9 protein-coding genes are annotated in these 8,935 nt (G+C 50.5%); all 9 read right to left on the bottom strand.

What is annotated here, in order from left to right:
- Positions 1-677, bottom strand: a 677-nt coding sequence (locus AC2VLY_RS17560) for a hypothetical protein (RefSeq protein ID WP_486893294.1), incomplete at its 3' end; no start/stop codon positions are given.
- Between the two features lie 219 nt (positions 678-896).
- On the bottom strand, positions 897-1,106 hold the full coding sequence (locus AC2VLY_RS17565) for a hypothetical protein (protein WP_486893295.1): 210 nt from the start codon (positions 1,104-1,106) through the stop codon (positions 897-899).
- Positions 1,107-1,182: 76 nt separating this feature from the next.
- Positions 1,183-1,560 carry a hypothetical protein gene (locus AC2VLY_RS17570; protein ID WP_486893296.1) on the bottom strand — a complete coding sequence of 126 codons (378 nt, stop codon included), beginning with the start codon at positions 1,558-1,560 and terminating at the stop codon, positions 1,183-1,185.
- A 50-nt stretch (positions 1,561-1,610) separates the two neighbouring features.
- On the bottom strand, positions 1,611-2,066 hold the full coding sequence (locus tag AC2VLY_RS17575) for a hypothetical protein (RefSeq protein ID WP_486893297.1): 456 nt from the start codon (positions 2,064-2,066) through the stop codon (positions 1,611-1,613).
- Positions 2,067-2,456: 390 nt separating this feature from the next.
- The gene (locus AC2VLY_RS17580) at positions 2,457-2,963 is read right to left on the bottom strand and encodes a hypothetical protein (RefSeq protein WP_486893298.1); all 507 of its coding nucleotides are present in this window, start codon (positions 2,961-2,963) and stop codon (positions 2,457-2,459) included.
- 31 nt (positions 2,964-2,994) lie between these two features.
- Positions 2,995-3,564, bottom strand: a complete 570-nt coding sequence (locus AC2VLY_RS17585) for a hypothetical protein (RefSeq protein ID WP_486893299.1) — start codon at positions 3,562-3,564, stop codon at positions 2,995-2,997.
- A 50-nt stretch (positions 3,565-3,614) separates the two neighbouring features.
- Positions 3,615-3,839 carry a hypothetical protein gene (locus AC2VLY_RS17590; protein ID WP_024894181.1) on the bottom strand — a complete coding sequence of 75 codons (225 nt, stop codon included), beginning with the start codon at positions 3,837-3,839 and terminating at the stop codon, positions 3,615-3,617.
- Between the two features lie 768 nt (positions 3,840-4,607).
- Positions 4,608-5,138: a hypothetical protein gene (locus AC2VLY_RS17595; RefSeq protein WP_486893300.1), complete on the bottom strand. Its 531-nt coding sequence runs from the start codon at positions 5,136-5,138 to the stop codon at positions 4,608-4,610.
- An 879-nt stretch (positions 5,139-6,017) separates the two neighbouring features.
- On the bottom strand, positions 6,018-8,935 hold a 2,918-nt coding region (locus tag AC2VLY_RS17600; protein ID WP_486922749.1), incomplete at its 5' end, for a ribonucleoside-diphosphate reductase subunit alpha.

An 8,935-nucleotide genomic window follows, 5' to 3' on the forward strand; every position in this document is an offset into this window, starting at 1 on the left:
ACCAGGACGTCATATCCTGCCTCTGATGCTTCGGTGACCGACTTGGGTAAGGCTTCGCCGTTATCCTCAAACTCGATGTGAGTAATTGGCAGCGCGAGGAAAAGTCCCGGTCGGCAGTCTTCCGGGGCGTCTTGTTGTTCAGGCAATGAATAGGTGACGTCGCCAATAGAGGCTGTTTGGTCACCGGTCATCAAACTGCCCAGGGACTTTGCATAGTGCCAATGAGCGCCGATGCACGGTTCATCCTTGCCATGATCTTCTATGGCTTTGGGGCAACCGTTAGCGGGGAGGTTGAGGTGTTCTGTATAAGCCTTGGGATGAATAAAAATCATCCGGCTTTTCCCTGGGGTCAGTTTGCTGAGGTCCAGCAGTGGGCTGACCCGCCGAGAGGCCCCTTTTTGACGGGTTTCTTCTACATAGTCCACCAGGGACGGGTAGAAAGACTCTCCGACCCAGACATAGGCATCAAAGACCCCGGGGATGTAGGGATTTTCCCGAAGGATCGGGGTTCTGAAAGATTCCCCGGGAGCCGCATCAAAGGGCACCACGGGGTCGATTAAAAAAGCTTCCAGCGGAGATCCGTGCTCCGATAATCCGGTGCAAAGGTAAATGCCGCCTTTGACCCGAGAGCCGCAGCCACGGGTACCGCCCGTGCTGGTTGCATCATAAATAGGCATAGCTACTCCTTGTTGTGCGTCATGGAGACGCTCAAATGGGGATGGGGAGATGCGCGCATGGCGCGATAGGGGTGTTAAATGAGATCCGGTTTACGTCCGGTAACGGCCAGGAACTGGCGTAAGACCAAGCTTTTCTGATATATCCCGCGAAATATATGAGAAAAGCTACCGAACGGAGTGGTTCGGTGGCTTTGCGTTAGTACAGATGGGAAAGGAGAATCAGGCGCGCAGCTTTGCTGGGGTGTTGGCCTGGAACACTGGGATGTAACCAGACGGGACGCGGCGCCGAGCTTGCTCACGCCAAATTTGCGGGAGTGTTTGCATGGTAAAGAAACCAAACAATAATCCACCGTCTGCTTTCTTCCCTTCTACGCAAAACTCGTTTTCGTATAGCCGTCTGATGGTGATGTAACAGTATTTCACTTTCATAAATTTAGCTCCTGAAAAGAAAACAGCGATAAGCAGTCAAGTTATCGCTGTTGATATGGGGAATAATCCGGTCAGATCAGATCTCGATTACCGTGTATTCCGTATGGCCTAAAGCTCGCATGATGGCGCTAATAGCGTTGACAACCGCGTTGTGACCGACACCATTGATGCTCGTATCCATTTCGATGCCGGCAGCATCGAGGGCTTGAGCCAGTGCGGCTGAATGGCCTTCGATGCCAACAGCACGGCAACGAATATTGGCATATAGAAAAACCTCACTTGCTGGGTCGTCTATGCGCAAGTCAGCGTATACAAACTCAGACTTTGGTTTGTCAGTAAAAACCCTAAACTGAACAATATGCCTGTTTCCAGCGACGCCTGCATAGATGGCTTGCATCGCTTTTTTCTGGATTGTACCGGAAACGAATTGTTTCCGAGTTAATATTGCTTTCATGATACCTCCATGATTTGCCATGGTTTGATTAAAAAGCCATGGCATTTTGGTTAGTGCAGCGGTACAGCCCGGGTGCGACCATGTGCGCCGCGCAAAATGGCCACTTGCTCACCCGCTACCAGGTGTGGATTGCCGACTTCCGGAACCCCCAGCAGCTGGCCATCGTCGAGTTTCACCATGACCTCAGTTCCTTTGTGGGCGTCTGGGGTCAGTGCATGGCCGAGAATTGCTCCACCTAATGCGCCAGCTATGGCCGCTATAGGGGTGGATGAAATGGCAAACCCGACGGCCGCGCCGCCCAGGCCGCCCGCAAAACTGTTAGCCGACTGACCGCCGACATTACGGATGCTGATAGGCTGACAACAAATGACCGTACCTTCTGCCAAAGCTTGGGTTCGCAGGTTTTCCGTGTAGGCGTACCGATGATAGGAAAGTGGCTGCATGGCGCAACCGGCTAGAGCAACCACAGCAATAAGAGCAACAACAGCTTTCAAGTATTTCATCATGGAATTCTCCTGAATGAGCTGGGAACTCCCCGACCGGGTGAGTTTCCCGATGGGGATGTATGCCCTGTAAGGGCGGATATTCCCTATAACGCTGGGTGGCGACTCGGATAACGAGCGTGAAAAATCTGAAACCTTTTCTAACGAAGCTGTAGCCAGTTCGGTTAGAAAAGGTTGGGCTATATCAGCCCAGACCTTGTGCTAATCTAAATGGGTTTCGGTGCAGAGTTACCAGATTGATTCGTCAAAATGGTAACCGAATATTGACTGCATATCGGGAACGCCCTTGCCGGTGAGTTCCCGATAATGCCGGGTAGGGACTTAATCAAAAATGTAGACGGCGCAATGAGCAAAAGGTTGAGCCATAACGCGTCGAAACCTCGCTTATCTACTTCAGCGATTGTTTTTCTGAAGATATGACTTTTTCGCCCAAGCTGCTTCCACAGCGGCTCTTGCTGCATCGTGCGTGAAGCCCAGGCCGGACTCTTCAGCAAGTTTGGTGTGAAAATCGAACGCTAGTTGACGGGCATCCTGAGCCAGTTCTTCGATGGTGATATCACTGTCTTTACCGACTTCAATGACCTCCTCGTCTTTGGTTTTCCAGGACCTGCTATGCAGGCCAAGTCCGTCATTCATGAATTGCAGTGCGATGCCTATAGTCAGTTGAGATTCGCGAATAATGGGCTCAACTGCCAAAATGTAGACATTGCTAATGACGTAATTCATTTCAAAATGCAGATGCGGTGTCTCACCCTCCATATAGGATTCCGCATTATCGGCAGAAAAACCACAGAATTCCGGGGTGGCAAGAAAAGCGCTCTGCAATTTTTCACACAGGGCCTCAGCATCCTTATCGGTGCGACATTTTTCTGCTTGTTTGACAAAATCGTTGGCTCTCATGAAATACTCCTGAGTGTGGTTGTATGGTGGATTACAAAACCGCGTAATCTGTGAGAACGACGTTTTGTATTTCCTCGTCTGGCCGCGCATCAATGGCTTGTTCCGCAGCATGAGTTTCGTTTTCAGCCAGGCACTCGAAGAAATGGTCGGAACGGACAACGGTAAATTTCCGCAAGGCAGGTGCGCGGTCTGGTGTGTAACCGGTGAATAAGTTAGGTGCACTGTCTGGTGTGTAACCGAACAACAAAGAATCAATTTCCCGATAGGCTGCTTCTTTGCAAGCCGCAGGAAGCTCATCCATGCTGATGGTGTGATATTCATTTGGATCGCTCGGCGCAACCGAGTTCTGAATGACTTGTGACAACCATCCTGTCTCGACCTCATCATGGAATACATGCCCGAGACGATTCATACAGATTGCCGGTACCACGCCTTCCTGTACCGGGTCGGTAGGCATATCGAAGACCACCACATAGCGGTCTACAAGTGTCTTTGGGTGCTCCATGACCCAAAATTTGAGGGTTGGTACGCCATGCACTCTGAGCAGTGATGCGCCGCCATTGAACTCCACGGTGGCGCCATCAAAATCTAAATCAGACATATAAACTCCTTATAAATTCAGTAGGTGATTAGCGGATAGCCTGTAGATGGCTAAGAAAATTTCCCAAACATATATTCCAGTTCGAGTTGTGCTGTTTCAAAATCTGTGGATACGAGGTATTCCAGGATGCCGCGCACCATATCGATAAGCACGAATTGCTGCAGAACATAGTCAAAAGCCATACCCACATAACCTCGTAGGGTATGCTGTTCTTTTTTGACGTAGACATGTCCTTTGGGGTCAACAACAAGCACAGGTAATGATGGGTTTTTCATGATATACACTCCTGTAACAGAGTCAGTTGCATCACTGACTACGGGGTTTCTGGTAACGTCCAGTAACGGATCCAAAGGATCAGGGAAACCTTTCCCATAACCACGATAGGTAGTAGGTATGGGAAAGGTTAGGGGATGCCCCAACCTAACAGCGGAAATTTAAGGCGCATTCGGGGTTGAATGCGCCTTTACTTGCGTCCGAGTATGGCGCGAATTTTAATTCAATAGGTTTGTGATCTATTTTGTGCCGATGCTTTTTGGTGAGCATTCGCCGCACTTCGTTTTCGCTAAAGAACCACGCGAAAGATATCATGGCAATGAGACCGGAGATCCCAAATATCATGACCCAGAACATGAATGTGGTAACATCCAGCAAAGAGTCGCATATAAGCAACAAATTTTTCAGATACCCAAACATCCTTTGTTTATTTGAAAAATAAGTATGATTTTAACAGCAGGAGAGGCCGCGCAGCATCAATAAGATGACTGAGCGGCGGCTTGTGTGTGGCGCGATATAGGATGCGCTGTTTGTGAGTGGTAATGATCAGGCCTGGCAAGAAATGACTTACTTGCCAGCTTGCTTATCTTCATTCTTGATGCCACGGATTGCAAAGCGATTTGTGCCGCCCGCCAGCGCCGCTCACCCGCTCGCCAACAACGCTGGACACGTGTTTAGGACAAGCGGGTTAATTGGGAACCGAGTTTTATCAGAGTAAGACAGGGGCACAAAAAATAGTGATACCTTTAATTTTTAATGCCGATGTACCATTACGCCTCCGTGTCAGGAGAGTCGTCGTTGTCATTAGCATCCTGCTTTGCTTCTTGGCGCTTTTTGTTGAGGTATTCTTTTTCGTTTTTTTCCATTTCCTTAGAATCGCGACGAAGATAGGCCTCACGCCTTGCACGTTCGGACGCCGGTGGATAAATCCACCATGTCCACCAATACAACAGGGTATAACCTACGGAAGAGACGGATACATTCTGCTGAACGGCCAGCTTCTCCAAAGCATTCCCTAATTCTGCTGGGAGCCGGATATTGACCTGCATCCAGCCCGTTGCTTCCTTCTGACCAATTTGGTCTTTCAATGTAGTGGTCAATCCCTTGGTAGGCCGCCATTTCAAGCCATGCTCCCAAGGCTTCTCTTTCAAAAAACGCTCTGTAGCCTCTCGAATCATGGTTTTGAATGTTTTGCCTGTGGCAAAGGCCAGGGTTTTTGCATAAATCTGCATCTTGGACGGAGCCCTGGTTGGTATTTCCACAAAGGTTTTCCCCGTTTTTTTGTCTGTAAAAACTCGCATAATAAACACCTCCTGTAATGAAGGCATGGTATTAAGTTGTTACAACCATGCCGTAACGTTGTTCGCCTCTCGCGCAACCTGTGCGCCCCGAGCAGTCAGCGTGTGAAAGAATTGTTGTGGGTAATCCTGTTTTCTCAGAATTCCCTCTTGGGATAGTTCATGGACCAGACCCGCCGGCACAATGCCTTGTTCATTTTTAACCCGCACAATGAAGGGTGCATCTCTGCAAAAATAACCATGCAGCACCTGCCGCAAGGTCTAATTCCTACTTCTCGGCAACAAGGCCGGAAGTAGCCACCGCTATTGCGACCGCATAACTGGCTATATCCAGTCTTTTGACAAAATATCTTGTCGCATATTTGTAATGACGCATAATTGCTCCTTCCCCAAGAGGGATGTAATTACCCTCGCAGGTGAGCAGTCCCCCATGGGAAAGCGCCCATTGGGGGGTGTTAAATAATCCGGTTTACGTCCGGTAACGGTCTTTCGACATAAGGGGTTTTTCCCAGCCTCTCGAAGGACGATAGGTTGGGAAAAATACCTTGTACGAATTATTTAGAAAGATGGGATTTTGCGGTGGATTGTAAATGCTTCCATCCAGATAACGTCCGCTCATGTGGCCCAAACAGATGCCACCAGTGCGGTCCCAGGGAAGATTCCACCATGGAATGACTCCAGGCTATACCCATTCGGTCAGGACGAACCATGGAGAGATAGTGCTGATAATGGGCTTCGTAAGCGGCCAACCATTCCGATCTTTCCGCAGATTTTTCAGGTAAGGGGAGTGGCATCAGAAATACCTCGAAAAGGGGTGCCCGAATCAACGGGCACGCATGAAATAAAAACAGTTATAAAGAGATGAACTCGACGAACACGCTGCTATTGGCAGGCTTCGCAAGTGGGGTCATCGATCAGGCAGGCCTTTATGGCCGGTGCAGGCGTACCGCCCTGTACGGCATTCAAGGTGCCTTCGGTGACGGTGGATTTTTCTGCAGAGGTCGCCCCCATAGTGCGCAGGTAGTACGTGGTCTTGAGCCCGTACAACCATGCTTGCTTGTAGAGGTTATCCAAAGCCTTGCCAGAGGGTTTTGCCATGTAAAGATTCAGGCTCACCGACTGGTCTATCCACTTCTGGCGTTCGGCGGTCATTCGGACCAGCCAGAGGGGGTCTATTTCAAAAGCAGTGGCATACAATCTTTTCATCCACGAGGGAATCCTGTCGATTTGGGCCAAGCTGCCATCAAAATATTTGAGGTCATTGACCATCACGTCATCCCACAGGTCCAGTTTTTCCATGTCGGCCACCATTTGGGTGTTCACTACCGTGAATTCCCCGGACAGGTTGGATTTGACATAGAGGTTCTGGTAGATGGGGTCGATACCCTGACTGACGCCCACAATGTTGGAGATGGTCGCGGTCGGTGCAATCGCCATGATGTTGCTGTTCCGTATGCCGTGTTGCACTCTGACACGAACAGCATCCCACAAATCCGGGTCGATGGCCGATGGTTGTTGGGCCGTCAGGAGTTCCATACCCCGTTCTATCTCCAGGCGTTGAACCGTATTGATTGGCAAAATGCCACGGCTCCAATCTGAACCCTGGTAACTGGAGTACGAACCACGCGCAACGGCCAAATCTGCCGATGCTTGAATGGCCGCAAACGAGATGACCTCTTGCGATACACCTGCAAAAGTGACGGCTGCTTCACTGTTCATGGGAATGCGTAATGCCTGTAAAGCATCCGCGAAACCCATGACCCCCAGACCGATGGCACGGTGCCGCATATTGGCATTGCGGGCTTTTCTGGTCGGGTAGAAGTTGATGTCAATGACATTATCCAGCATGCGAATAGCGGTTCCGACCGTTTCAAAAAGGGCTTCCTTGTTGATATGCCGGAGTGCGTTTACAGGCGTCATGGATTCACGCAATTGGTCATAAGGCCAATCTTCCATTTCCAACTCATCGCCATGTTCTGAAACAACCGGATTGGTGATGAGGTGTTGCATCAGGTTGACCGAACCCAGGTTGCATACCGCTGTTTCGTCGTTGTTACTGTTCAAAGTCACTTCGGTGCATAAATTTGAGCTATGCACCACCCCGGCATGCCGTTGTGGACTGCGCACATTGCAGGGGTCCTTGAAGGTAATCCAGGGATGACCGGTTTCGAACAGCATGGTCAGCATTTTCCGCCAAAGCTCCACCGCCGGCACTTTCTTGAACTGTTCCAGTTGGCCGTTTTCCGCCATGCTTTCATATTCCGCATAGCGTTCTTCAAAACGGGTACCGTACAATTCGTGCAGGTCTGGCACTTCATTGGGACTGAACAGGGTCCATTCGGCGTTATCCATAACCCGTTTCATGAACAGGTCGGGAATCCAGTTGGCTGTATTCATGTCATGGGTGCGGCGCCGATCATCACCGGTGTTTTTGCGGAGCTCGAGGAATTCCTCGATATCCAGGTGCCAGGTTTCGAGATAGGCACAGACGGCTCCCTTGCGCTTGCCCCCATTATGCGCAAGAAACGCAGTGGTCATGTAACTTTCGTCACCTTCCACTTTCAGGTCGCAAACAAAGGGTACGGGAGTGATATCGGCTATGGAGGTGACCCGCGAAAATAACCACCGCCCGATGCGCAGGGCCATGTGCTTTTGCACGGGTTCACATCCCAGTAATGCCGCAATCTTGGGATATGCTGGGATGCGCAGTTCATAAGACAGCCCACCACTGAGGGTATCCTGACTGCCATCTTTGCGCGTTGCCGTATGGACTTCATCGCGGCGATCGCGTTGGCGTCCAGAACTGGGTATACCCAAACGTAATAGCAGGTAACGTACATTTTCTGCCAACGTAAGGGATGCCGTGGTAAAAAAGATCTCCTTACCGCGTGCGAGGTGCCCATCGGTTTGCAATAGCCCTTTCAAAATGGCTAAGGTTTGTGATTCAGGCAAGTGCAGAAAACGGGCAGAAACCTTTTTTTCACCTTTGGCGTTGTAGAGATCCGCAAAGTCAAAGGGTAAGACCGGGGCCTCTTCTCCGGCCACAAATTGACCGTTGACAGCATCCCGTAAACACGTCCGTCCATAGGCCCAGCGCAGTTGAACCACACTGCCATGTGCGCCGCTTTCCCAAAAATGGATATCGTGTTCGAGCAGATACTGGCGGACAAACTGCGCCAGATGTGCCTTGCTGGTTGCGTTGAGCGTGACACCGTACTCACGGTTTACGCCCTGTTTTTGAGCCACATGGCCGTCACCGAGCATGATGCCATACAAATAGGCCTCTTCATCGGTGAAACCGGCAACGGGAATGACTTCTCCAGGAATTGTCTGGGCGACGTAATCGCCCACCTGCAGGTTTCCGGCATCGACCCAAGTGGGTGACAGCTTTCCGTTCTCCAGGCGTTTCAAGGTACGGGCAGAAGTTTCGCCCAGAGCGACATTTTGAATCGCCAGGACGGGATGCCCGGTGGTGACCTGGATAGGCATCAAGCTGTGTTTAATCCGAATTTCCACCATGGGATCGTTTTGTGCGTAGGTCATGCGGGCAACCACCTGACGATAGGTGCCGCTCACCCCCAAAACCAGATCGCCTTTTTGAATGCGACTGATGGGTTGTGGCCCGTCCTGGGTATGGACCAGTGTATCCGGTGCAAAACATTGGTTGACAGCTACCGCCGTGTCATTCACGACCTTGAGGAAGGGAACGACCCCTTGAGACTTGCCATTGGTGCCTTTGATCCAGGAACCCATAGCCCGTACAGGGGTCCAGTCGTTCCCCAGTCCACCACTGAACTTCG

Source organism: Acidithiobacillus sp. TH-A36 (assembly GCF_057473445.1).